Annotated in this window: 22 protein-coding genes, 4 tRNA genes and 1 pseudogene; 23 read left to right on the top strand and 4 right to left on the bottom strand. The window is 65.7% G+C overall.

Features of this window, described 5'->3' with window-relative positions:
• Nucleotides 1-28 precede the first annotated feature (28 nt).
• From lepA to H3H37_RS00870, 14 genes are all read left to right on the top strand, one after another.
• On the top strand, nucleotides 29-1822 hold the full coding sequence (lepA, locus tag H3H37_RS00935) for a translation elongation factor 4 (RefSeq protein ID WP_182159143.1): 1794 nt from the start codon (nucleotides 29-31) through the stop codon (nucleotides 1820-1822).
• Entirely contained in the window at nucleotides 1819-2736 is a 918-nt protein-coding gene (gene lepB, locus H3H37_RS00930) for a signal peptidase I (protein ID WP_182159142.1), read from the top strand. The genes lepA and lepB overlap by 4 nt, the downstream gene beginning before the upstream one ends.
• Nucleotides 2737-2752: 16 nt before the next feature.
• A complete protein-coding gene (locus H3H37_RS00925) occupies nucleotides 2753-3145 on the top strand; it encodes a DUF4845 domain-containing protein (RefSeq protein ID WP_182159140.1) in 393 nt (130 codons plus the stop codon).
• Nucleotides 3146-3193: 48 nt separating this feature from the next.
• The gene (gene rnc, locus H3H37_RS00920; protein WP_229218587.1) at nucleotides 3194-3988 is read left to right on the top strand and encodes a ribonuclease III; all 795 of its coding nucleotides are present in this window, start codon (nucleotides 3194-3196) and stop codon (nucleotides 3986-3988) included.
• A gap of 22 nt (nucleotides 3989-4010) precedes the next feature.
• Nucleotides 4011-4913 (top strand): GTPase Era, encoded by a 903-nt coding sequence (gene era / locus H3H37_RS00915; protein ID WP_182159137.1) that lies wholly within the window; start codon nucleotides 4011-4013, stop codon nucleotides 4911-4913.
• A gap of 24 nt (nucleotides 4914-4937) precedes the next feature.
• A complete protein-coding gene (gene recO, locus H3H37_RS00910; RefSeq protein ID WP_182159135.1) occupies nucleotides 4938-5819 on the top strand; it encodes a DNA repair protein RecO in 882 nt (293 codons plus the stop codon).
• Nucleotides 5820-5857: 38 nt separating this feature from the next.
• Nucleotides 5858-6622, top strand: coding sequence for a pyridoxine 5'-phosphate synthase (gene pdxJ / locus H3H37_RS00905; RefSeq protein WP_182159133.1), 765 nt, complete (start codon nucleotides 5858-5860; stop codon nucleotides 6620-6622).
• Nucleotides 6619-7014: a holo-ACP synthase gene (gene acpS / locus H3H37_RS00900; protein WP_182159131.1), complete on the top strand. Its 396-nt coding sequence runs from the start codon at nucleotides 6619-6621 to the stop codon at nucleotides 7012-7014. Before pdxJ ends, acpS begins: the two co-directional genes overlap by 4 nt.
• A gap of 14 nt (nucleotides 7015-7028) precedes the next feature.
• Entirely contained in the window at nucleotides 7029-8891 is a 1863-nt protein-coding gene (gene uvrC / locus H3H37_RS00895) for an excinuclease ABC subunit UvrC (protein ID WP_182159129.1), read from the top strand.
• A gap of 153 nt (nucleotides 8892-9044) precedes the next feature.
• On the top strand, nucleotides 9045-9626 hold the full coding sequence (gene pgsA, locus H3H37_RS00890) for a CDP-diacylglycerol--glycerol-3-phosphate 3-phosphatidyltransferase (RefSeq protein ID WP_182159127.1): 582 nt from the start codon (nucleotides 9045-9047) through the stop codon (nucleotides 9624-9626).
• Between the two features lie 125 nt (nucleotides 9627-9751).
• A tRNA-Gly gene (locus tag H3H37_RS00885) sits at nucleotides 9752-9827 on the top strand.
• 82 nt (nucleotides 9828-9909) lie between these two features.
• Nucleotides 9910-9985, top strand: a tRNA-Gly gene (locus H3H37_RS00880).
• A 42-nt stretch (nucleotides 9986-10027) separates the two neighbouring features.
• Nucleotides 10028-10103: transfer RNA gene (locus tag H3H37_RS00875), tRNA-Gly, on the top strand.
• Between the two features lie 80 nt (nucleotides 10104-10183).
• Nucleotides 10184-10257, top strand: a tRNA-Cys gene (locus H3H37_RS00870).
• Nucleotides 10258-10358: 101 nt separating this feature from the next.
• Here the strand turns inward: H3H37_RS00870 and H3H37_RS00865 are convergent.
• The 4 genes from H3H37_RS00865 to H3H37_RS00850 form a co-directional block, all read right to left on the bottom strand.
• The gene (locus H3H37_RS00865; protein ID WP_182159125.1) at nucleotides 10359-11180 is read right to left on the bottom strand and encodes a substrate-binding periplasmic protein; all 822 of its coding nucleotides are present in this window, start codon (nucleotides 11178-11180) and stop codon (nucleotides 10359-10361) included.
• On the bottom strand, nucleotides 11177-11551 hold the full coding sequence (locus H3H37_RS00860) for a c-type cytochrome (protein WP_182159124.1): 375 nt from the start codon (nucleotides 11549-11551) through the stop codon (nucleotides 11177-11179). Before H3H37_RS00860 ends, H3H37_RS00865 begins: the two co-directional genes overlap by 4 nt.
• A gap of 76 nt (nucleotides 11552-11627) precedes the next feature.
• Nucleotides 11628-13337, bottom strand: coding sequence for a pyrroloquinoline quinone-dependent dehydrogenase (locus H3H37_RS00855; protein ID WP_182159122.1), 1710 nt, complete (start codon nucleotides 13335-13337; stop codon nucleotides 11628-11630).
• Between the two features lie 64 nt (nucleotides 13338-13401).
• Nucleotides 13402-14622: a porin family protein gene (locus tag H3H37_RS00850; protein ID WP_182159120.1), complete on the bottom strand. Its 1221-nt coding sequence runs from the start codon at nucleotides 14620-14622 to the stop codon at nucleotides 13402-13404.
• 493 nt (nucleotides 14623-15115) lie between these two features.
• On the opposite strand from H3H37_RS00850, the gene H3H37_RS00845 reads away from it, so the two are divergent.
• The 9 genes and pseudogenes from H3H37_RS00845 (at nucleotide 15116) to H3H37_RS00805 (ending at nucleotide 24545) form a co-directional block, all read left to right on the top strand.
• Nucleotides 15116-16126, top strand: a complete 1011-nt coding sequence (locus H3H37_RS00845; RefSeq protein WP_182159119.1) for a thiamine pyrophosphate-dependent dehydrogenase E1 component subunit alpha — start codon at nucleotides 15116-15118, stop codon at nucleotides 16124-16126.
• A 24-nt stretch (nucleotides 16127-16150) separates the two neighbouring features.
• Entirely contained in the window at nucleotides 16151-17200 is a 1050-nt protein-coding gene (locus H3H37_RS00840; RefSeq protein WP_182159117.1) for an alpha-ketoacid dehydrogenase subunit beta, read from the top strand.
• A complete protein-coding gene (locus H3H37_RS00835; RefSeq protein WP_182159115.1) occupies nucleotides 17197-17442 on the top strand; it encodes a lipoyl domain-containing protein in 246 nt (81 codons plus the stop codon). Before H3H37_RS00840 ends, H3H37_RS00835 begins: the two co-directional genes overlap by 4 nt.
• A 6-nt stretch (nucleotides 17443-17448) precedes the next feature.
• Nucleotides 17449-18156: a 2-oxo acid dehydrogenase subunit E2 gene (locus H3H37_RS00830; protein ID WP_182159114.1), complete on the top strand. Its 708-nt coding sequence runs from the start codon at nucleotides 17449-17451 to the stop codon at nucleotides 18154-18156.
• Complete coding sequence (locus tag H3H37_RS00825; protein WP_182159112.1) at nucleotides 18156-18938, top strand: lipoate--protein ligase family protein; 783 nt, start codon at nucleotides 18156-18158, stop codon at nucleotides 18936-18938. The genes H3H37_RS00830 and H3H37_RS00825 overlap by 1 nt, the downstream gene beginning before the upstream one ends.
• A gap of 23 nt (nucleotides 18939-18961) precedes the next feature.
• Entirely contained in the window at nucleotides 18962-19540 is a 579-nt protein-coding gene (locus H3H37_RS00820; protein WP_220456297.1) for a gluconate 2-dehydrogenase subunit 3 family protein, read from the top strand.
• A gap of 40 nt (nucleotides 19541-19580) precedes the next feature.
• A complete protein-coding gene (locus H3H37_RS00815) occupies nucleotides 19581-21158 on the top strand; it encodes a GMC family oxidoreductase (RefSeq protein ID WP_182159110.1) in 1578 nt (525 codons plus the stop codon).
• Nucleotides 21159-21263: 105 nt separating this feature from the next.
• A pseudogene (lipA, locus tag H3H37_RS00810) lies at nucleotides 21264-22223 on the top strand (lipoyl synthase); the annotation flags it as partial.
• Between the two features lie 414 nt (nucleotides 22224-22637).
• Nucleotides 22638-24545 (top strand): sigma-54-dependent Fis family transcriptional regulator, encoded by a 1908-nt coding sequence (locus H3H37_RS00805; protein WP_229218586.1) that lies wholly within the window; start codon nucleotides 22638-22640, stop codon nucleotides 24543-24545.
• Nucleotides 24546-24549: the final 4 nt, after the last annotated feature.

The raw sequence follows: 24549 nt of genomic DNA, 5'->3' as shown, positions 1-24549 counted from the left end.
GTTTCAATCCGTTTTTGAATATTTGTTAATGAACAACATACGCAATTTCTCCATCATCGCCCACATCGACCACGGCAAATCGACGCTGGCCGACCGCATCATCCAGTTGTGCGGCGGCTTGTCGGACCGCGAGATGGAAGCGCAAGTGCTCGATTCGATGGATCTGGAGCGCGAGCGCGGCATCACCATCAAGGCCCAGACCGCGGCCCTGCAATACAAGGCGCGCGACGGCAAGGTCTACAACCTGAACCTGATCGACACCCCGGGCCACGTGGACTTCTCCTACGAGGTCAGCCGCTCGCTGTCGGCCTGCGAAGGCGCGCTGCTGGTGGTGGACGCGTCGCAGGGCGTGGAAGCGCAAACAGTGGCCAACTGCTATACGGCGCTGGACCTGGGCGTGGAAGTGGTGCCCGTGCTGAACAAGATCGACCTGCCCAACGCCGATCCGCCGACGGCCATCGCTGAGATCGAGGACGTGATCGGCATCGAGGCCGGCGACGCCGTGCACTGCTCGGCCAAGACCGGCCTGGGCGTGGAGGACGTGCTCGAATCGATTATCGCCAAGGTGCCGCCACCGAAGGGCGACAAGGATGCGCCGCTGCAGGCGCTGATCATCGACTCGTGGTTCGACAACTACGTGGGCGTGGTGATGCTGGTGCGCGTGGTCAACGGCACGCTGAAACCGAAAGAAAAGATCCGCCTGATGGCCACCGACTCGGTGCAGCTGGTGGAAGACATCGGCATCTTCTCGCCCCGTTCCGTGTCGCTGCCGGAACTGTCGGCCGGCCAGGTGGGCTTCGTGATCGCCGGCATCAAGGAATTGAAAGTGGCCAAGGTGGGCGACACCATCACCCTGGCCAGCCGTCCGGCCGAAGCGCCGCTGCCCGGTTTCAAGGAAGTGCAGCCGCAGGTGTTCGCCGGCCTGTTCCCGGTCGAGGCCAACCAGTACGACGCGCTGCGCGACTCGCTGGAGAAGTTGAAACTGAACGACGCGGCCCTGATGTACGAACCGGAAGTGTCGCAGGCGCTGGGCTTCGGCTTCCGCTGCGGCTTCCTGGGCCTGCTGCACATGGAGATCGTGCAGGAGCGCCTGGAGCGCGAATTCGACATGGACCTGATCACCACGGCACCGACCGTGGTGTACGAGGTCGAGATGCGCGACGGCACCGTGCTCAAGGTGGACAACCCCTCGCGCATGCCGGACCCGTCCAAGATCGAGGAGATCCGCGAACCGATCGTGACGGTCAACCTGTACATGCCGCAGGAATACGTGGGCTCCGTGATCACGCTGTGCATCGGCAAGCGCGGCGTGCAGATGGACATGAGCTACCACGGCCGCCAGGTCAAGCTGGTGTATGAGATCCCGATGGGCGAGATCGTGCTGGACTTCTTCGACAAGCTCAAATCCACTTCGCGCGGTTACGCGTCCATGGACTACGAGTTCAAGGAATACCGCCCATCCGACGTGGTCAAGGTCGACATGCTGATCAACGGCGAGAAGGTCGACGCGCTGGCCATCATCGTGCACCGCTCGAACGCCGCCTACCGTGGCCGCCAGGTGGCCGCCAAGATGCGCGAGCTGATTCCGCGCCAGATGTTCGACGTGGCGATCCAGGCCGCCATCGGCGCCAACGTGATCTCGCGCGAGAACGTCAAGGCGCTGCGCAAGAACGTGCTGGCCAAGTGCTACGGCGGCGACGTGAGCCGGAAGAAGAAACTGCTGGAGAAGCAGAAGGCAGGTAAAAAGCGCATGAAGCAAGTGGGCTCGGTCGAGATTCCACAAGAGGCGTTCCTGGCAATCTTACAAGTGGAAGAGAAATGAACCTGCAACTGATTTTGGGGAATTTTGCTTTAATCCTGTTCGTCTTGATGGTGGTGACCGGCGTCATCTGGTTCCTGGACGTGTTTTACCTGGCCAAGCAGCGCCGCCACGCCGCCGACCGCGCGCTGGCAGAGTTCGATGGCCGCAACGCCAAGCTGACGGCCGACGGCATCAAGGTCGACCATGCGGCCAACCGCAGCGCCATCGAGCACGCGCTGCTGCGCCAGCCCACCTGGATCGAATACTCGGGCAGCTTCTTCCCCGTGATCGCGCTGGTGTTCTTCCTGCGTTCGTTCCTGTACGAGCCGTTCAAGATCCCGTCGTCGTCCATGGTGCCGACGCTGCTGGTGGGCGACCTGATCCTGGTGAACAAGTACACCTATGGCATCCGCCTGCCGGTGCTGAACAAGAAGATCATCGAAATCAACAACCCGCAGCGCGGCGATGTGATGGTGTTCAAGTATCCGAAGGACATGACCCAGGATTACATCAAACGGGTGATCGGCGTGCCCGGTGATAAAATCACGTATGAAAACAAGCGCTTAACGGTCAATGGCAAGCCGGTGTCATACGCGCCGATGGATGATTACCTCGATGACGAGCATCTGGTGTACAACAAGCAATACCAGGAGAACCTGACGGGCGTGTCGCACCGCATCCTCAACAACGAGCAGGCGCCGACCCTGAACCTGGCCGACGTCAAGCACTTCCCCCATGACGATGCGTGCACCTACAATTACGATGGCTTCACGTGTGTAGTTCCTGAAGGAAACTACTTCATGATGGGCGATAATCGCGATAACAGCGCCGACAGCCGTTACTGGGGTTTCGTGCCGGACAAGAACATCGTGGGCAAGGCTTTCTTCGTCTGGATGAACCTGAGCAACCTGCGCCGTATCGGCGGCATACATTAAGGACTAAGGAGCGAGCATGGTGGGCATCAAGCATAGCGGCAAGTCGCAGCGTGGCATTTCCCTCGTCGGCCTGATCTTCACGCTGGCCATCCTGGGCTTCCTGGGCGTGCTGGCCATGAAGATCGTGCCCACCTACACGGAATACCGGGCGATCCAGAACGCCATCATCAAGGCCAAGAGCGCCGGCTCCACCGTGCGCGAGATCCAGGCTTCGTTCGATGCCAACGCCGACGTGGGCTACATCACCTCGATCAACAGCAAGGACCTGATCATCTCGAAGGAGAACAACGAGATGGAAGTGAGCTTCGCCTACGAGAAGAAAATCCCGCTGTTCGGCCCGGCCAGCCTGCTGCTCGAATATGCCGGCACCACGGCCAAGGGCGGCGTGCCGGCCAAGGCCGACCAATAAAGCTTCAAGCATTACAAACTAATACAACCGACGATGAATCTTCAGCTCTTGCAAACCCGTTTAGGCTATACGTTCCAGGATGCTGGCCTGTTGCAGCAAGCCTTGACGCACCGTAGCCACAGCAGTTTGCATAACGAACGGCTGGAATTCCTGGGCGACTCCGTGCTCAACTGCGTGGTCGCGTCCATCCTGTACGAGCGCTACCTGGCCATCGACGAGGGCGACCTGTCGCGCCTGCGCGCCAACCTCGTCAAGCAGCAATCGCTGTATGAGATCGCGCAGAAGCTGGAACTGTCGCAGTTCCTGCGCCTGGGCGAGGGCGAGCTCAAGTCGGGCGGCTTCCGCCGGCCATCGATCCTGGCCGACACGCTGGAAGCGCTGCTGGGCGCCATCTTCCTCGACGGCGGCTTCAATCCGGCGCGCGATGTGATCCGCGCGTTCTACATCCCCATCCTCGATACGGTCGATCCGCAAACGCTGGGCAAGGATGCCAAGACGCTGCTGCAGGAATTCTTGCAAAGTAAGAAGATCTCGCTGCCGCAGTACAATGTGGTGGCCACCCATGGCGCCGCGCACAGCCAGGAATTCGAAATCGAATGCCTGGTGCCCAAGCTGGGCATCCAGGTCTATGGCCGGGGCGGCAGCCGCCGCGCCGGTGAACAGGCCGCCGCCAAGCTGGCGCTGGAGGTGGCCGAGCAGGCGCTGGTGAAAACGCCGGCGGCGGCCCGCAAGGCCAAGCCGCGCGCGGCCCAGCTCAAACTGGCCGGCATCGCCACCATCCAGAGCGACGCCGCCCCGGCCGAGCCGGAAGCCACCGCCTCCGGTAAGCAGGCCAACACGTAACACCTAGACAGAATCGAGCAGCATGACTACCGCACCCACTCCCGCCCCGTTCCGTTGTGGCTACATCGCCATCGTCGGCCGCCCCAACGTGGGCAAATCGACCTTGATGAACACGCTCATCGGCGCCAAGGTCAGCATTACTTCGCGCAAGGCGCAGACCACGCGCCACCGCATCACGGGCATCCAGACGCTGGACGATGCCCAGTTCATCTACGTCGATACGCCAGGTTTCCAGACCCGCCATTCGAACGCGCTGAACAAGACGCTCAACAAGACGGTGACCAACACCCTGATCTCGTCGGACCTGATCCTGTACGTGATCGAGGCGGGCACCTTCGGCCCGGCCGACCAGGAAGTGCTGGACCTGCTGCCCAAGCAAGTGCCGACCGTGCTGGTGATCAACAAGTCGGACCGCGTGAAGGACAAGGCCGTGCTGCTGCCGTTCGCGCAGAAGGTGGCGGCCAAGCACGACTTCGCGGCCATCGTGCCGGTGTCGGCCAAGCTGCGTTTCCAGCTCGACGGCCTGCAGAACGAGATCAAGAAATTCCTGCCCGAGAACGATCCCATCTTCGGCCCGGACGACATCACCGACCGCAGCGAGAAATTCCTCGCTTCCGAGATCGTGCGCGAAAAGCTGTTCCGTTTCGTCGGCGACGAGCTGCCTTACACCAGCACCGTGCTGATCGAGAAGTTCGAGCAGGAGGGCGACCTGCGCCGCGTGTTCGCCGCCATCCTGGTCGAGCGCGACACGCACAAGTCCATGATCATCGGTAACAAGGGCGCGCGCCTGAAGGAAGTGTCGACCCAGGCCCGGCTGGACATGGAAAAGCTGTTCGGCGGCCCCGTGTACCTGGAAATCTGGGTCAAGGTCAAATCCGGCTGGGCCGACAACGAGGCGGGCCTGCGCGCCTACGGTTACGAGTAAGCGCCAGGGGAGCCCGACACGCGCATGTCCACGCTGACAGCAGACCACGATACGGCTGAGCCCGTGTCCACCCGGGCGCCCGACGCCGGGGCGGACACGGGCTCAGTCGCTTCGACGGTCGCTGCTGCGGCCGGGACGGCGGCCGCAACGGCGCCCGCGCGCCGCGCGCGCGCGCCCGCCCGCGAGCGTACCGTCGGCACCAAGGTCGGCGGCCAGCCCGCGTTCGTGCTGCACAGCTATCCGTACAAGGAAACCAGCGTCATCGTGGACCTGTTCACGCGTGACTTTGGCCGCGTGGCCCTGATCGCCAAGGGCGCCAAGCGGCCCCATTCCCAGTTGCGCGGCGTGCTGCAAACCTTCCAGCCGTTGCAGGCCGGCTGGAGTGGCAAGTCCGAACTGCGCGTGCTGACCACGGCGGAGTGGGTGGGTGGCATGCTGCCGCTGGAGAAAACGGCGCTGCTGTGCGGCTTCTACCTGAACGAACTGCTGGTCAAGCTGCTGGCGCGCGACGACGCCCATCCGGCCCTGTTCGACCATTACGTGGCCACGCTCAACCAGCTGGCCCACGACGAACCGGCGCCCATCGTGCTGCGCAAGTTCGAACTGGCCCTGCTCAAGGAAACGGGTGTGGCGGCTGACCTCACGCGCTGCACGGCCAGCCGCGCCGCCATCGTGGCCGAGCGCCTGTACGTGGTGGATCCTGAGCGCGGCCCGCGACCCGAGCGCGCCAGCGACACCTGGCCCCGCGTGGCCGGCAAGACCCTGCTCGACATGGAGCGCGAGGATTACGCCGACGCGGCCACCCAGGCCCAGAGCAAGCAGCTGATGCGTTTCCTGCTGGCGCACCACCTGGGCGGCGCGCCGCTCAACACGCGCCAGATCCTGATCGACCTGATGCAGCTTTGAACAGACAACCCGAATAACCTGATAAACGGTATATATCAATGAGCTTCCTCCAGCCTGCCGGCCCCGTCATCGACCTGGGCGTCAACATCGACCACGTGGCCACGCTGCGCAACGCGCGCGGCACCAGCTATCCTGATCCCATCCGCGCCGCGCTGCTGGCCGAGCAGGCCGGTGCCGACTGCATCACGCTGCACCTGCGCGAAGACCGCCGCCACATCAAGGACGCCGACGTGATCGCGCTGGCGCCGCAGCTGCTGACGCGCATGAACCTGGAGGCGGCCGTGACCCAGGAGATGATCGATTTCGCCTGCCGCATCAAGCCGGCCGACGTCTGCCTGGTGCCGGAAAAACGTACCGAAGTGACGACGGAAGGCGGCCTCGATGTCGTCACCCACTTCAACGCCGTGCAGGCGGCCGTGCGCCAGTTGCAGGGCGAGGGCATCCGCGTGAGCCTGTTCATCGACGCGGACGAGGCGCAGATCGCCGCCGCCGCCGAGATCGGCGCGCCCGTGATCGAGCTGCACACGGGCCGTTACGCGGACACGGAAGGCGCCGAACAGGCGGCGGAACTGGAGCGCATCAAGGCCGGTGTGCTGTTCGGCGTGGGGCGCGGCCTCAAGGTCAACGCCGGCCACGGCCTGCATTACACCAACGTGCAAGCCATCGCCGCCATCCCCGAGATCGCGGAACTCAATATTGGTCACGCCATCGTGGCGCACGCCGTGTTCGCGGGCTGGGAGAACGCCGTGCGCGAAATGAAGGCAATCATGGTGTCCACGCGGCTGGGGCAGGGCGCAAAATGATCTACGGGATCGGCACCGACATCTGCCGCATCCCGCGCATTGCCGCCGCGCTGGAACGGCATGGCGACCGCTTCGCGCAAAAAATACTGGGCCCGCAGGAGATGGCGAAATACCATGCCCGCAAGGCCAAGCATGAAGCGCGCGGCATCCGCTTCGTCGCCACCCGCTTCGCGGCCAAGGAAGCGTTTTCCAAGGCCATCGGCTTGGGACTGCGCATGCCGATGACGTGGCCGGCGGCCCAGATGCTCAATGACCCCAGCGGCAAGCCCACCATCGTGTGCAGCGGCGTGCTGGCGCAGTTCATGCAGGACAAGGGCCTGACGGCGCAGGTGAGCATCAGCGACGAGGAAGAATACGCGGTCGCTTTCGTCATCGTCGAACAGGCCAGCTGACACAGGTAACAGGAATGGATGAAGTGAACGAGAGCGTGCCCGATCCGCGCGCGCAGGTGCTGGCCACGGTGGCCAAGCTGCCCAATCTGCCGGGCGTGTACCGCTATTTCGACGCGGCCGACAACGTGCTGTACGTGGGCAAGGCGCGCGACCTGAAGAAGCGCGTATCGAGCTACTTCCTGAAAAACCTGTCCAGCCCCCGCATCGCCATGATGGTCGAACGCATCGCGCGGCTGGAAACGACCGTCACGCACAGCGAGGCCGAAGCGCTGATCCTGGAAAACAACCTGATCAAGACGCTGCACCCGCGCTTCAACATCCTGTTCCGCGACGACAAGTCCTATCCCTACCTGAAGATCACGGCCGGCGACGCGCCGCGCATGGTCTACTACCGGGGCGCGGTGGACAAGAAGAACCAGTACTTCGGCCCGTTCCCCAGTTCCTGGGCCGTGAAGGAATCGATGCAGATCCTGCAGAAGGTGTTCCGCATCCGCACCTGCGAGGACAGCGTGTACGCCAACCGCACGCGCCCCTGTTTGCTGCACCAGATCGGCCGCTGCAGCGCGCCCTGCGTGGACCTGGTGAGCAAGGAAGACTACCAGGCCGACGTGGCCAACGCGGCCCGCTTCCTGCGCGGGCGCCAAAGCGAGGTGATGGACGAGCTGGAAAAGAAGATGCACGCCTACGCCGCCGAACTGAAATTCGAGCAGGCCGCCGTGGTGCGCAACCAGATCTCGTCGCTGTCGCGCGTGCTGCACCAGCAAAGCATGGAGACCACCGGCGACGCCGATGTCGATATCCTGGCCGTGCTGGTGCAGGGCGGGCGCGCCTGCGTCAACCTGGCCATGGTGCGCGGCGGCCGCCACCTGGGCGATCGGGCCTACTTCCCCACCCAAGTGGGCGACGCGGCCGCCATCGCGGAAGAATCGATCGAGGTGGAGGTGCTGAGCGCCTTCCTGGTCCAGCACTACACGGAGAAGTTCATCCCCGGCACGCTGATCCTGAACATCGAATTCGACCAGCCGGCGCTGATGCTGGCCTTGCAGGAGCAGTGCGGCCACCGCATCCATCTCGTGTTCCAGCCGCAGGACCAGCGCCGCAAGTGGCTGGAACTGGCGCAGAAGGGCGCCGAGATTTCGCTGGCGCGCCTGCTGTCGGAGCAGGGCTCGCAGCAGTCGCGCACGCGCGCGCTGGTCGACGCGCTGGGACTGGAGCCGGAAGACATCGATACGCTGCGCGTGGAATGCTTCGACATCAGCCATACGCAGGGCGAGGCCACGCAGGCCTCGTGCGTGGTGTTCCATCACCACCAGATGCAGAACGGCGAGTACCGCCGCTACAACATCAACGACATCACACCCGGCGACGATTATGCTGCGATGCGGCAGGTGCTGATGCGCCGCTACGAGAAGGTGGCCAACGGCGACGGCGTGATGCCCGACGTGGTGCTGATCGACGGCGGCAAAGGCCAGATCGAAATGGCGCGCCAGGTGTTCGCCGAACTGGGGCTGGACATCAGCCTGATCGTCGGCGTGGCGAAAGGGGAAGGGCGTCGTGTAGGCCTGGAGACGCTGATGTTCGTCGATGGCCGGCCATCGCAGGAACTGGGCAAGGAATCGGCGGCCCTGATGCTGGTAGCGCAGATCCGCGACGAGGCGCACCGCTTCGCCATCACCGGCATGCGCGCCAAGCGCGCCAAGACGCGCCAGACCTCGCGCCTGGAGGAGATCGAAGGCATCGGCGTGAAACGGCGCCAGAAGCTGCTGGCCCGCTTCGGCGGCCTGCGCGGCGTGATCGACGCCAGCGTGCAGGACCTGATGCAGGTGGAGGGCATCTCCAGCGCGCTGGCCGAGGAAATCTACCGCCAGCTGCATTGACCATCGGCCTTCTGTTGCGTCGCAGCGGCCACACACCGCCGCATCGGCGTGGCGTGGCCGCCTGCCGTGTGCACCCCGCGCTGGTTTAAAGTGCGCCCGCAAGGTAGACTAGCGGCGATATCAGTTTTTATAGTTGCAACATCACTTGACTCTATGCCTTTCAATATACCGATCCTGCTGACCTGGCTGCGCGTGGCGCTGATTCCGCTGGTCGTTGGCGTGTTCTATCTGCCCACGCACTGGCTGCCACTGGCCGACCGCAACCTGTCCGCCACGCTGGTGTTCATCATCGCCGCCGTCACCGACTGGTTCGACGGTTTCCTGGCGCGGCGCTGGAACCAGACGTCGGCCTTCGGCGCCTTCCTCGATCCGGTGGCCGACAAGCTGATGGTGGCAGGGGCCTTGCTGGTGCTGGTGCAACTGGACCGCGTCAACGCGGTGCTGGCCTTCATCATCATCGGCCGCGAGATCGCCATTTCGGCCTTGCGCGAATGGATGGCGCAGATCGGCGCGTCGAAATCGGTGGCCGTGAGCTCGCTGGGCAAGATCAAGACGGCGGCGCAGATGACGGCCATCCCCATGCTGCTGTTCCATGACATCCTGCTGGGCGCCGTCGACACCCAGGTGTGGGGCGAGCGCCTGCTGCTGGTGGCCTGCGTGCTGACCGTGTGGTCGATGTTCTACTACCTGCGCCTGGCGTGGCCCATGATCAAGGAGCGCGCCGGCACGATCTGACGGCGGTCCTGGTATAAACAATTTTCACTATTTCCTTGTTGAAAAGGTTTTTACCATTGACAGTCCCGACAGATCCTCTATAATGCTGGCCTGTTGTTGATGACGACGACGCGCTGAAAGCAGATGCGGGAGTAGCTCAGTTGGTAGAGCGCAACCTTGCCAAGGTTGAGGTCGAGAGTTCGAGACTCTTCTCCCGCTCCAGTTTTTCAGGATGACGGCAAGTCAGCGACAAGAAGTTGCACTGGAAATACAAGCAGCAAGCTGCTACAATGTTGGACCAAATGCGGGAGTAGCTCAGTTGGTAGAGCGCAACCTTGCCAAGGTTGAGGTCGAGAGTTCGAGACTCTTCTCCCGCTCCATTCGGTTCAAGTGGCATCGGCAGTAACAGTAACAACTCCTACGCGGGAGTAGCTCAGTTGGTAGAGCGCAACCTTGCCAAGGTTGAGGTCGAGAGTTCGAGACTCTTCTCCCGCTCCAGAATTCTCGCAGCAAGCATCGCGCTCGCTGCGGCAAGAAAGCAAGACCGCGCTGCGCGGTTCTGCCCAGTAAGACCCTCTGGCGAGGTAGCAAAGAGGTTATGCAGCGGCCTGCAAAGCCGTCTAGGTCGGTTCGATTCCGATCCTCGCCTCCAAAAAATCAAGCACTTAGCGCGTTGCGCGCTGGGGAAGCTCCAGATGGCACCTCCTGAAAAGGAGGTGCCATTTTGCTTTGGGCGGCCAAATTGCCGCGCGTTTAAGGCTGCTGCCGGGCCGGGGAGTCGATCCCGTACTTTGCCAATATGGTCGAGATCACCCCATCATCGCGCAACTGGCGGATGATCGCGTCGATCCGATGCAGCGTGGCCAGATTGGTCCGCCGCAGGGCGATGGCAACATCGAATCGCAGTCCGGGCGCCTTCAGCACGTCCGTGACACCGACCAGCGCGGTCGTCGGATTGTTCCGCCGATACCAGCCGTAGCCGATCTGCGACACGACGCCGGCGTCGGCCTGGCCGGCCCGCACCGCCTCCAGGATCTCGGCGTCGTTGCGGAAGCGTACCCACACCGGGACGCCGGCCTCGTTGAGCACCTGGTGCGCCACCGATCCACTGGGGACGGCGACATGGCCACGGCGCAGGGCCGCCATCGATGGCGCCTCGGCCGGCTGGTGCGGAAAGACCATCAGCGTGTTGACCTGCATGTACGGTATAGTCAGCAGCCTTGGCCGCAGCCTGTCCTGATCCCCTTCGTCGCGTTCGCGCTCCTCCACGGAAGCAGGGGCCGCCATCACCGCGTCGCACGCGGTGAACCTGATCTGTTCGCTTGATGCGAGCCAGACCACCTCCAGTTCCAGTCCCAGTGCCTTTGCGATCTCAGCGGCGATCTCGAGATAGAAGCCGGGCGTGTCGCCGGCGTTGCGCGAGTACGGCAGCGCGTTGTCGGCCGCGCAGACGGAGAAGTGATGGGATGCGATCATCTCGTCGAGCGGCCGGGCGCCGGCCGCCCCCGGCCACAGCGCGCACGCGCCCAGCAGGCAGGCGTGGCCGAACCAGCGGCCCAGGCGCGGCGTGCTCATTTCTTCGTGCCGACGTCGCGCAGCGACAGGATGTAGCTGCCAAGTTCCCAGATCTCCTGCTCGGAAAAGGCTTCCTTCCACGCCGGCATGAGCAGGCTGCCGCGCGTCTTGCCGTTACTGATGGTCTGGAACAAATACTCGGGGGTCAAATCGTGGCGGCCTTGCAGTGCCGCGCCTTTGCCGCCGGAGCCGGCATTGCCGTGGCAATAGACGCAATTCTGGTTGAAACGTTTGGCGCCCGCCGCGATGGTGGCGGGGCTGTCCAGGTCCGGGCGTTGTGCGCCGTCGGCCAGGGCGGGGCGGGGCGCCGCGGCGGCGGCGAACAGCAGCGGCATCAGGCCGCGCTGGATCGAAATGGGGATGCTGCGCATGGGGTGACTCCTGTCGTGGGTGATCATCGATGGGGGATAGGCCTTAGGCGGGCGGCCGGGGCCGCCCGCCACGGACTTAATCCAGGGCAAACACGACCATCGCGGCGCCGCCGGTCAGGTCCTTGATTTTGGGGAAGGCGCTGGCCATGAAGCCGGGCGCCAGCGAGCCCCAGCCACTGGGCACGGCGATGTACTGCTTGCCGTCGACGGCGTAGCTGATGATGCCGGCGCGGATGCCCGAGCCGGTCTGGAACTTCCACAGTTCGGCGCCGTTGTCGGCGTCATAGGCGTGGACGTAGCCAGCCGGATCGCCGTTGAACACCAGGCCGCCAGCCGTGGTCAGCACGCCGCCCAGGCCGGGGATCGGATACTTCACGCTCCATTTCAGCTTGCCGGTCAACGGGTCGCGCGCGTCCAGCCGTCCCTCGGCCGGTTGGCCGGGCGGCGGGACCGCTTCCAGCTTGTCGACCCCGAGATAGAGCGACGCGATGCCCATGCCCTTGGTCTCCTGCTTGCCCGGCACCACCGTTTCGCACACCTCCATCGCGTTGGTGTACCACAGGCCCGTCTTCGGATTGTAGGCGCCGGGGTTCCAGCTGCGGGTGCCCAGCAAGTAGGGGCACAGCACGCTCTCTTTGCCGGCCGGAAGCTCCTTGCGGCCGATCAGCTCGCCCGTCTTGGGATCGATGGTCTTGACGAAGTTGTAGGTCTGGCTCAGCGGCCACACGTTCTCGAGTTTGCCGTCGGCCTTGTCCATCACGAACACGAAACCGCTCTTGTTGAGGTGGACGATGACGTCCTTGCCGTCCTTCTTGAGGATCAGCGCCTCGTAGGCCGAGTCATAGTCGAAGGTGTCGTGGGGGATTTCCTGGCGATGCCATTTGAGCTTGCCCGTCTTCGGTTCCAGGGCCAGCAGGGTGGCCGTGTACAGGTTGTCGCCCTTGCGGCCATCGCCGTAGAAGTCGGGGGCGGCATTGCTGGTGCCGATGAAGACGGTGTCGGAGGCGGCGTCATAGGTGCCCGGCAGCCATGCCCCGCCGCCGGCCACGTCGCCCGTGTCGCCCGGCCAGCTCTTCGGATCGTTGCGGATGGTGTCGAAGGTCCACATCTTCTCGCCGGTGATGGCGTTGACGGCGTAGATTTTGCCCCGCTGCGGCTGGTCGCCGCCCGTGGAACCGCCGATCAGGACGTCGCCGGCCAGGATGGGGGATGAGGAGAACAGGCAGCCGAAGCATTTCTTGAGGTCGGTCAGCTGGGTCGACCACACCTCCTTGCCCGTCTTTTCATTGATGGCGACGAAGCGGCCATCCATCGTGCCCAGGTAGATATTGCCGTGTCCCATGGTCAGGCTGCGGCTGAGGGTGGCGTAGAAGCTCTGGGACGCGACCGGATCGAGCTTGGGCTGGTAAGCCCACAGCCGCTCGCCGGTGGCGGCGTTGAGGGCGAACACGTTGTTGTTCGGCGCCACGTAGTACATCACGCCGTCCTTGACCAGCGGCGTCGAAATCAGGCCGGCCGTGATGTCGCCAGGCTGGTGTATCCACGCCGTCCTGAGCTGCTTGACGTTGCTCTTGTTGATCTGCCCCAGCGGCGAGTAGCGCCAGGCGTTCGAGGTGCGGTGGTACTGGGTCCAGTTGTCCGGGTCGGCGTCGCCGGGGCCGGCGATCGCATGGGCCACGGCGCCGGCCGGCGCCGGTACGCTGAGGGTGGCGGCGGCGATGATGGCGACGGCGGCCACTGGCCACAGGGTCGCGGGATGCACGGATTTATGCAGGGGGCGGTTCATTTGTCTTCTCCAGGTATGAGGATGGTGTTGGTCTGGTTGGTCTGGTGTCGCGGTCCGGCGGCCGTTACCACATGAAGCGCGCGCCCACGGTCGCGTAGTTGGTGTCGGTCCTGGTGTTGAACACGGGGTTGCGGCTGAAGCGGGAATTGGCCAGTTCGCCGTACGTGGTCAGGTACTGGTTGACGGCGTAGTAGGCGCCCACGATGTTGGAACGGGCCACGTGGCCGGGCGTGGCGGCCGTATCGTCGATGGTGGTGCGGCCATAGCTGTAGCGCAGCGACAGCGCCGGCGTCGGGTGGTACACGAGCTGGGTGAACAGGCCCCGGCTCTTGCGTTCGCGGCCGTCGGCGTCGAGCGCGTCCAGGTCCTGCATCAGCAGCGAGCCCAGGCCCTTGGCGCTGAAGCCGGACAGGTGGAAGTTGAAGGCGCCCAGATCGACCGTGGTGCCGGCGGACACGCCGGAAGTCGTCACGTGGTCGCTGGCGCAGGGCGCGCCGCTCGCCGTCTTGCAGTCCTGCGCGCGCTGGTAGGTGGCGTCGGCGTACAGCTTGACCTTGGCGTCGCCCAGGTGCGGCTTGAAGTAGACGCCGGCCTCGACGCGCGGCGAGGTGGTCTGGTCGGCGCCGCTGCCGATGAACACGTTGCGGATTTCGCTCGGATCGTAGATGCCGACGGAAACGGTCAGCGGTTCGCTTTGCGGCGAGTTGTAGCGCACGCCGGCGTTGAAGTTGGTGTACAGGTAGCCGGCGTTGAAGGTGGCCGCCAGCGCGTTGCTGGTGTTGACGTTGTCGTAGCCGGTCAGGCCGCCGGCCAGCACCGAGGCGTCGGCCAGCACGGCCTCTCCCTGGTAAATGCTGTAGGCCTTGCCGAAGATGACCTCGCCCCAGCTGGCCGCGGCCTTGCCCCAGATCTCGCGCGGGTCCAGTGCCTGGGCGCCCGTGTTGCCCACGTTGCCAGCGTTGCGGAAGTTGCCCTGGCCCGACTGGGCATTGATGTACAGGCCCACGCGGCTGCTGAGGGTCACGCCGTCGACGGCCGGCGCCGCGACGTTGAATGCGATCAGGCTGGGCGTGGTGCCGGACGTGATGCGAAAGCCGGTGGTGTCCTTGGTGTCGCCGTTCTGCTTGTGGGCCTGCAGGATGATCCAGCCGTCGGTGCTGAACTTCCAGCCGGCCGGCGTTTCGAATTCCACCGCCGCGTTGGCGTGGCCCGCGATGGCGGCGCAGACCAAGGCCGCCAGGGCCTTGCGCTCGAATGCGGTGCTGTTGCTGATTGCTTTTTTCACGACATCTCCTTGAGTTTTTTTTGATTCCCCGAGCATGGGCTGCGGAGCTGGGCCGGTCTGCCGGCGCAGTCGCTGGGCGCGTTGCGGCGGTGACGGCCAGCAAGCTCTGAGCAAAATCGGTGCCACTAGCAAGAAGCGAGGCGCCAGACGGGCATCGCACTGCGGCTGGCGGCCGGGGAGGGGACCGCCGGCGGCGCGCAGCGTAGACAGGTGTCGCAGGCCATCCCGCTCGCTTGCGACAGATGGCGCCGCGACAGCGCCCCGCGCCGGCCTCGCCGGCATGGCCCGGCACGCCGCAACCGCCGTGGGCGAGCGGCGCCGCACGCCGCAACGCCAGTGCTGGCGCGGCCTGGCGGCCGATGGCCGCAGGCCGCGCGCGGGGCATCCGCAGCTTGGCATTGATTTTGCTGAATGGCTGTGAGCCGAGTCAGCCGCAAGCGCGACGCTGGCGACGCGCCGTACCACCAAAAATTCTTGAAGGAGACCCGCACTTATGAAACCGACATCGCAGCATTTATTGTGGATGTACGAAAAGATGATCGAGATTCGTGAATACGAAGAGACGATGTCCAAGGTATATCTGGAAGGCAAACTGCCGCCCAAGATCCAGAAGGGCCTGGCCTTCGATATCGGCGCCGGCCCCGTGCCCGGCGAGATGCACCTGGCCGCCGGCCAGGAGCCGGTCGCCGTGGGCGTGTGTGCCCACCTGGGCGCCGACGACAGCGTGGTGGGGGCCCACCGTTCCCACCATTTCGCCATCGCCAAGGGGGTGCCGCTGGACGCCATGACGGCCGAACTGTTCGGCAAGGCCACGGGCCTGGGCCGGGGCAAGGGCGGCCACATGCACCTGTTCCACCCGCCCACCAAGTTCTCCTGCAGCGGCATCGTCGGCGCCAGCGCGCCCCAGGCCTGCGGCGCCGCGCTGGCCGCACGCAAGCTGGGCAAGGACTGGGTCGCCATCGCCTTCTTCGGCGAGGGGGCGGCCAACCAGGGTGCCTTCCACGAATCGCTCAACCTGGCCGCCGTGTGGAAGCTGCCCGTGGTGTTCGTCTGCGAGGACAACAAATATGGCATCTCGGTGGAGAAGTCGGTCTCGACGGCGGTGGCCTCGAACGCGGTGCGGGCGGCGGCCTACGACATGCCGGGCGTGCTGGTGGCGTACAACGATGCGGTCGCCGTCTACGAGGCGGCCGGCGCGGCCATCGCCCGTGCCCGCCGGGGCGAGGGCCCCAGCCTGATCGAGGTGCAGACTGACCGCTACTTCGGCCACTTCCAGGGCGACCCCGAAACCTACCGTGCCAAGGACGAAGCGGCCAATTTGCGCAAGGACGACCCCATCGTCCGGCTCGGCGTCCAGCTGCGCGGCGCCGGCCTGCTCGACGAGGACGCCGACCGGGCATTGAAACAGCGTGTCAGCGCACGCGTCGAAGCGGCCTACGCTTTCGGCCGCAGCAGCCCTTATCCGGCGCCGGACGAGGCCCTGCTGCACGTGTTCGCCGACTAACCGCATCCACACCGGGAGATAACTATGCAAAGCAGTAACCAACGCACGCTCACCATGGCGCAGGCGATTTCGGAAGCCATCGGCCAGGAGATGGAGCGCGACGCCTCCGTGTTCGTCATGGGCGAGGACATCGGCAAATACGGCGGCATCTTCAGTGCCACCAGCGGCCTGCTGGAGCGCTTCGGCGCCGAGCGCATCATGGAGACGCCGATCTCGGAGACGGCCTTCATGGGCGCCGCGCTCGGCGCCGCCGCCGAAGGCATGCGCCCGATCGCCGAACTGATGTTCGTCGACTTCTTTGGCGTCTGCTTCGACCAGATCTACAACCACATGGCCAAGAACAGCTACATGTCGGGCGGCGCCCTCAAGCTGCCCATCGTGGTCACGACCGGCATCGGCGGCGGCTACAACGACGCGGCCCAGCACTCGCAATGCCTGTACGCCAGCTTCGCCCACATGCCGGGCCTGAAGGTGGTGGTGCCGTCGAACGCCTACGACGCCAAGGGTCTGATGATCCAGGCCATCCGCGACAACAACCCGGTCATCTTCTGCTACCACAAGGGCATCATGGGGCTGTCGTGGATGTCCTATTTCGAGGGCAGCACCAACGAGGTGCCGCGCGAATCGTACGCCATCCCGTTCGGCCAGGCCCGCGTGGCGCGCGCCGGCGAGGACGTGACCATCGTCACGCTCAGCCAGATGGTGCAGAAGTCGCTGCTGGCGGCCGAGCAGCTGGCCGAAGAGGGCATCTCCGTAGAGGTGATCGACCTGCGCACCATCGTGCCGCTGGACCGCGACAGCGTGCTGCGCTCGGCGGCCAAGACCGGCCGCGTGCTGATCGCCGACGAGGACTACCTGAGTTTCGGCCTGTCCGGCGAGATCGCCGCCACCATCGCCGAGCACCTCGACACGGTGCGCCTGCGCGCGCCCGTGCGCCGCCTGGCCGTGCCGGACGTGCCGATTCCATTCAGCCGGCCGCTCGAGCAGGCCGTCATTCCCCAGGTCGGCAACATTGTCGACCAGGTCCGCGCGCTGATGCGCACCACACTCAACGAACAAGGAGCAGCAGCATGATGGACGTATTGATGACGGGCGAGGTATGGGACGACGTGGAACCGGGCACGGAAGCCCTGCTGCAGGACTGGCAGGTGAAGGAGGGCGACACGGTGGCGGCCGGCCAGGTGCTGGTGTGCGCCGAGCTGGTCAAGACCACCCATGAGATCACGGCGCCGGTGGCCGGCCGCGTGGTCGCCCTGCTGGCGGCCGAGGGCGACACCATCGGCCCGGCCACGGTGCTGGCGCGCCTGGAGGAGTAGCCCACCATGAGCCAAGCTACCGTGGCGGCCCCGGCGCCCGCCGCCCGCAACACCATCGCGCTGGCCGGCATGCGCGCCGCCATCGCCCGCAACATGGAGGCCGGCTGGCGCGTGCCGCGCGTGGCCCAGTCGATCGAGGTCGACGTCGCGGCCGTCGAACGGCTGCGCGCCGCCTGGCCGGCCGGGCAGGGCGGGCCGCGTCCCAGCCTGACGGCCTATGTGCTGCGCGCCGTGGCGCTGACGCTGCGCGACCATCCACGCCTGAACGCCCGCATGCTCGACAAGGAGATCGAGCTGATGCCAGAGATTAATCTCGGCCTGGCCGTCAGCCTCGACGAAGGGCTGATGGTGCCCGTGCTGCGCCAGGCCGACGGCAAGAGCGTCGCCGCGCTGGCCGACGAGGCGCGCGCGCTGGCGGCCGGCGCCCGCGCCGGCACGCTGGGCGCCGGCGCCTACCAGCGCGGCACGTTCACCGTGACCAACCTGGGCACGACCGGCATCGACAGCTTCACGCCCATCATCAACGCGCCGCAGGTGGCCATCCTCGGCATGACCCGGGTGGCCGCCCGGGCCGTGGTGCGGGACGGGGCCATTGTGGCCGCGTCCATGATGGGCCTGCACCTGGTGTTCGACCACCGGGCCGTGGACGGCTACCCGGCGGCGCTGTTCCTGACCGACCTGCAGCGCCGACTGGAAACCGCCGAGGGCTTGTGATGGATGCCAGGATCGTGTTCGTCGATACCGTCACGCAGCAACAGGAACAGCTGTGGAACGCCGCCCAGCTGGCCCGCCCGGTCACCGAGCCGAGGCTGCGGCTGTGGACCTACCGCGTGCCCGGCGTGGTGCTGGGCTGCTCGCAGGCGGCCCTGCGCGCGCGCATCGACAGCCGGCACGCGCTGGCCGCGTCGGTCGTGCAGCGCGGTTCCGGCGGCGGCGCCGTGCTGACGGGGCCGTGGATGGTGAGCGCGTCCATCGTGCTGCCGCCCGACCATGCGCTGATGGCCCACGGCACGGTGGCGAGCTACCGCTGGCTGGGCGCGCTGCACGCGGGCCTGCTGCGCGATGCCGGCATCCGGGCCCACGCCATCCCGCCCGAGGAGGTGCGCCTGCACCAGGCCGACGCGCGCCTGAAGTGGGCCTGCTATGGCGGCTTGTCGCCGTGGGAGGTGGTGGTCGAGCAGCGCAAGATCGTCGGCCTGGCCCAGCTGCGCAGGCGCACCGGGGTGCTGATCACGTCAGGGACGCTGATCGCCCGGCCCGACTGGAGCCTGCTGTGCGACGCGCTGGGCCAGCCCGGCGACGCCGGCCTGCTCGGCGACTGCACCACGTCCTACGCCGAGCAGCTGGGCGCGCCCGTCATGGCCGAGGTGCTGGCCGAGCGGCTGCACCACATGCTCACCGACGTGCTGGGCGCCGGCTCGGACGCGGCCCTGCACCGCCACAGTTCCTTGCCGCGGGCGGGCGGCGGGCCGGCCCGCACTGTATTTCAACATTAACCATGACGTACCCAGGAGGAGATATGAAGGACCAAGAAACGAATACGGATGCCGGCGCCATGCGGGTGCTGCCCAAGGTGGTGACGTGGTCGCGCCGCGGCTTCCTGCGCGGCAGCGGCATGGCCCTCGGCGCGGCGGCGGTGGCGCCGGCGGCGCTGGCCATGCCGGCCGCCGACGGTCTGGCCGGCGCTTTCCACACGCTCGGGCCGGCCACCGGCAAGACCTTGCTGCGCATGGCGCGCGACGTGTTCCCGCACGACCGCCTGGCCGACCGCTATTACGCCGACGCCATGGCCCCGTACGAACGGAAGGCAGCCAAGGACCCCGCGCTCAAGGCGCTGCTGCAGGACGGGGTGGCGCAGCTGGACCGGGCCGCCATGGCCCGCTTCGGCCAGCCGTACGCCGGGGTGGCGGCGGAGGACGACCGGGTCAGCCTGCTGAAGGCGATCGAGGCGGGACCGTTTTTCCAGAAGATCCGCGGCGACATGGTCACCAGCCTGTACGACAACAAGGCGGTCTGGCCACTGCTGGGTTACGAAGGCTCGTCGTGGGAGAAGGGCGGCTATCTGCACCGTGGCTTCAACGATATCGACTGGCTGTGACGGCGGCAGGGCATAACAATGATTAAGGAGACAGGACATCATGGGTAAGAAATTCGATTTGAACGACGACGGCGTGGTGGTCGTCATCGGCTCCGGCGCGGGCGGGGCGACGCTGGCCAATGAGCTGGCGCAGCGTGGCGTGGACAAGATCGTCATCCTGGAGGCCGGCAAGCACTTCACGCAGGCCGATTTCGAGAACGACGAGTGGGCCATGTTCAACAAGATATCGTGGCTGGACAAGCGCATCTCGGCGGGCGGCTGGCATCACACCAAGACCTATCCCAACCTGCCGGCCTGGATCGTCAAGGCCGTCGGCGGCTCGACCGTGCACTGGTCCGGGGTGGCGCTGCGCTTCCAGGAGCACGATTTCCACACCCGCAGCATCTACGGCCAGGTCGAGGGCGCCAACGTGCTGGACTGGCCGATCACGCTGGCCGAGCTGGAACCGTACTACGAGCTGGCCGAGAAGAAGATGGGGGTGGCCGGCACCCGCGCCAGCGGCCTGCCACCCATGCCCGAGAGCAACCAGTACAAGGTGGTGGCGGCCGGCGCCCGCAAGATCGGCTACCAGAAGATCATCCGTCCGGTGGCATCGAATTCGGTGCCCTACGATGGCCGCCCAGGCTGCCAGCAGATCGGCTTTTGCATGCAGGGCTGCAAGGTCGGCGCCAAATGGTCGACCTTGTACACCGAAGTGCCGCGCGCGCTCGAGACCGGGCGGGTTGAACTGCGCCCGGAGAGCATGGTGCTGCAGATCCAGCATGACAAGAGCGGCAAGGTGAACGGCGTGCTGTACGCGGACCGCAAGGGCCGCCACGTGCTGCAAAAGGCCCGCGTGGTGTGCGTGGCCGGCAATTCGATCGAGTCGCCGCGCATGCTGCTCAACTCGGCCTCGAACCTGTTCCGCGACGGCCTGGCCAATTCCTCGGGCCAGGTGGGGCGCAACTACATGAACCATTCGACGGCGGCGGCGGTGGCGATCCACCGCAAGCCGGTCTACATGAACCGCGGCTTCGACATCGGCGCCGTGGTGGCGGACGAGGTGGCGCTCAACACGGGGCGCGGCTTCAACGGCGGCTATTACCTGGAGGGCCTGGCCCTGGGGCTGCCCTACACGGCCGCCTTCATGAAGCCGGGCGGCTGGGGCCGCGACGTGACGTCGGCGCTCGAGATGTACGACCACATGACGGCCGTCTGGGTCTGCGGCGAGGACATGGCGCGCGAACAGAACGGCATCAGCCTGCATCCGACCGAGAAGGACCAGTACGGCCTGCCCATCCCCATCGTCAGCAAGACCTACCACGGCAATGACGAGGCGATCGCCGCCCACGGCCTGGTGCAGTTCCGCAAGCTGTCCGAGGCCGTGGGCGCCAGCCGCGTGATCGACATGCCGGCCTATCCGGCCAGCCACAACCTGGGCACCAACCGCATGAGCGCCAACCCGCGCGACGGCGTGGTCAACAAGTGGGGCCAGACCCACGACGTGAAGAACCTGTTCATTTCCGACGGCAGCCAGTTCACGTCCAGTTCGGCGGCCAACCCGACCCTGACCATTGTCGCGCTGGCCATCCGGCAGGCCGAGCATATCGCCAGCCAGTTGCAGCAACGGGCTATCTGACACGCCAGTCTCCTCTGTGCAGTGTTTGGGGCGGGCGCAAGCCTGCTCCTTTTTTCCATTCAGGGATGGCCACCACGGCCGTCCCGCCAGACCAGGAGCGATGTGATGAACAATACAACGCCAGCCGGCGCGACGGGCGGGCAGCGCCAGAAAGGCGCCGCCAAGACCGCGCGCCTGCCCATCAAGATCGTGCCGGCCGAGCGGCTGGCCAAGCCGGCGTGGATACGGGTGCGGGCGGCATCGCCCTCGACCCGCTTCCGGGAAATCGAAACCATCCTGCGCGCCAACGGGCTGGTGACCGTGTGCGAGGAGGCCAGCTGCCCCAACATCGGCGAGTGCTTCGGCAACGGCGGCGCCACCTTCATGATCATGGGCAGCCTGTGCACGCGCCGCTGTCCGTTCTGCGACGTGGCCCATGGCCGCCCCGATGCGCTCGACCCGGCCGAGCCGGGCCGGCTCGCCACCACCATCGCCGCGCTGGGCCTGCGCCACGTGGTGATCACCTCGGTCAACCGGGATGATCTGCGCGATGGCGGCGCCGCCCATTTCGCCGAGTGCATCGGCCAGGTGCGCGCGCGGGCGCCGCACACGCGGGTCGAAATCCTGGTGCCCGACTTTCGGGGACGGCTCGGACACGCGCTCGACGCCCTGGCGGCGGCGCCGCCGGACGTGTTGAATCACAATATAGAAACCGTGCCCAGGCTGTATCCGGCGGTGCGCCCCGGTGCCAGCTATGGCCATTCGCTGGCGTTGCTGCGCCGCTGCAAGACCCGCTATCCGGGCCTGCGCACCAAGTCGGGCATCATGCTCGGGTTGGGCGAAACGGATGACGAAGTGCTGGCGGTGTTACACGACCTGCGTGACCATCATGTCGATATGCTAACGATAGGCCAATACCTGGCGCCGTCGGGCAGCCATCTGCCGGTGCAACGGTATGTCGAACCGGCGACGTTCGACGCCTTCCGCACACGCGCCCTGGCGATGGGCTTCCTGCACGTGGCTGCCGGGCCGCTCGTGCGGTCGAGCTACCATGCCGATCAGCAGGCGCTGGGCGCGGGACTGGACGACGGCGGCGGCGGTGAAATTCGGCGCCGCCAGCGGACCCCGGCCGGGGCTGACGGCACCATGATGCCCATGGCCGTCGAGGGCGAGCCGCAGCCGTTCCGCGCGCCGCCGAACCCGGGCGTGTGGGAAGAAGGAGACGAAATTTACTGACGGCGCTACAGCGCACTGTACCGGCCGGAAAGGCGCGGTGAAGTAGCGTAACATTAACTGTCGCGGCAAGTTTGCGGCAAGTTTGCGGTAAATTCACGGTAACAAGCAGAGCCACTTCAAAGTGGACCAGGTGGCATCCGGCGCGCCGGAGCACACCACGAGAGAAGGAGACATGCAGTGATTAGCCGGGCACAAACGCAACACATCAAGAACGTCTTGTCGGTCGCCACGCGGATGGGGGCAGCCGACGCGCCGGACGACAATATGCTGATCCATAAATCATGGACCCGCTGCGTCAACGATTACGGGCTGGACCCGTCCCGCCTGCGGGCGCCCAACATCGTCACCTCCGACATCCTGCGCGAGCACCAGGAACAGATCGAGGAGTTCATGCTGGTGGCGCGGGTCGGCATGGAGCAACTGTACAAGCGCGTATCGGGCCTCGATTACGTGCTGCTGCTGACCGACGCCAAGGGCATTGCCGTTGACTACATCGGCAACGAGGCCCGTTCCCGCGAACTCAAGCAGGCGGGCCTGTACCTGGGGGCCGAATGGAGCGAGCAGTCGGCCGGCACCTGCGGCGTCGGTACCTGCCTGGTGGAACAGACGGCGCTGACCTGCCACCAGGGCGACCACTTCGATCCGACCCATATTCCGCTGACCTGTTCGGCGGCCCCGCTGTTCGACCCGGAGGGAAAATTCCTGGCGGTGCTGGACATGTCGGCACTGACCTCGCCCATGAGCAAGGAGAGCCAGCACCTGGCCCTGCACCTGACGGTGATGTATGCCCAGATGATCGAGGACGCCAATTTTCTGCGCCATTTCGACGACCGCTGGATTTTGCGGCTGGGGACGGCCTGGGGACTGGTGGAGGTGAGCGGTGAGATCATGCTGGCCTTTGACGACGAGGGCGTGGTGGTGGGCGCCAATACGGGCGCGCGCCAGCTGTTCGGGCGGCGCGATGGACTGGCAGGCAACGAGCCGGTGGGGCGCCTGGTGTGCGAACTGTTCAACCTGTCCGCCGACGAACTGTGGCGCCTGGTGCGTGCCAATGGCAGCGGCGACCGCTCGGTGGTGGCGCGCGATTCGAACAAGATGTTTTATGCCAGCGTGGCCGTGCCGCGCCGGCGCAAACCGGCGCCGCTGGCGAACGCCGCGCCCGCCGGCGGCCAGCTGCTGGAGCACACCAGCTATCCCATCCTGGACCGCTTGGCCGGCGACGACAAGGCGATGCGGCGCCTGCTCGACCAGGCCAAGCGCCTGCTCAACCGCAAGCTCAATATCCTGATCCATGGCGAAACAGGGACCGGCAAGGAGGTGATCGCCAAGGCGCTGCATGAATCGAGTGCCCGTGCCGGCAAGCCGTTCGTGGCCGTCAATTGCGGCGCGATTCCGGAATCGCTGATCGAAAGCGAACTGTTCGGCTACACGGCCGGCAGCTTCACCGGCGGGCGCAGCAAGGGCATGAAGGGGTTGATACTGCAATCGGACGGCGGCACGCTGTTCCTGGATGAGATCGGCGACATGCCCCTGCATTTACAGACCCGGCTGCTGCGCGTGCTGTCGGAGAAGGAGGTGTTGCCGCTGGGCGCGGACAAGCCGGTGGCGCTGGACCTGACCGTCATCGCCGCGTCCCACCGCGACTTGCGCAACCTGATCAACGCCGGCAGTTTCCGCGAGGACTTGTATTACCGCCTGTGCGGCACGACCTTGCACCTGCCGTCGCTGCGCGACCGTACGGACAAGCGCTATTTGATCGAGAAGGTGCTGGCCGAGGAAGCCGAACTGCTCAATATCGAGGCCGGCATCTCGTCCGAGGCCATGTTGCAGATGCTGTGCTTCGGCTGGCCCGGCAATATCCGCCAGTTGCGCAACGTGCTGCGCTTCGCGCTGGCCGTCAGCGACGGCAATATCATCATGCCGTCGGACCTGCCGCAGGAGTTTGGCGACCAGTTCGTCCAGCAGGGCGGCGGGCCAGCGGTGGCGGCAGAACCGGTCGCGGTGCCGGTGGAGGGCAGGACGAGCGAGGAATGCGACATGGAGCAGTTGCTGACCGCGCTCATGCGCAACAAGTGGAATGTGACGAAAGCGGCCGATGAACTGGGCTTTTGCCGGGCGACGCTGTACCGTTATATGAAGAAATACGGCATCGTGCCGCCCAACCTGCGTTAAGTTT

Origin of the sequence: Rugamonas brunnea (genome assembly GCF_014042345.1) — a bacterium.
GTDB lineage: Bacteria > Pseudomonadota > Gammaproteobacteria > Burkholderiales > Burkholderiaceae_D > Rugamonas > Rugamonas brunnea.
This window is presented reverse-complemented; position numbering and strand designations above follow the sequence as displayed.